Source organism: Lactobacillus sp. C449L (assembly GCF_059900815.1).
In genome coordinates this window covers 1-436 of record NZ_JBWXGA010000303.1, presented here as the reverse complement: position 1 = coordinate 436, position 436 = coordinate 1, and the positions used below count along the sequence as shown (strand labels likewise).

At 67.9% G+C, this 436-nt stretch carries 1 protein-coding gene; it reads right to left on the bottom strand.

The features are described from left to right. The coding region (locus AC2JF9_RS09510; protein ID WP_500727288.1) for a SulP family inorganic anion transporter at window positions 1-436 on the bottom strand (436 nt) is incomplete at both ends.

The window sequence follows — 436 nt, the reverse complement described above, 5'->3', positions numbered from 1 at the left end:
ATGGAGGAACAGCATCGCTCCGAGCCCGAAACCCGCCGCGATGCCTTCGATCAGGTCGCGGAAGATCACCACCAGGAAGGTCACGACGAGGACGACGGCTTCCCCCCGGTGGGCGCGCAGCAGCGTCGCGATCTCGTGCTTCTCGGCTATGTTCCAGGCCACCACGGCGAGCAGCGCTGCCAGTGCCGAAAGCGGGATGAAGGAGGCAAGCGGGGCCGCCAGGACCATGAAGGCGAGCAGGAACAGGGAGTGAAGCATGCCGGCCACCGGGCCGCGGGCACCGCTCCGCACATTCGTCGCCGTCCGAGCGATCGTGCCGGTCACGCAGATGCCGCCGAACAGCGAGGATCCGACATTCGCAACGCCCTGAGCGACCAACTCGCAATTGGAGCGGTGCCGGCCGCCGCTCATGCTGTCGGCGACCACGGCCGAGAGG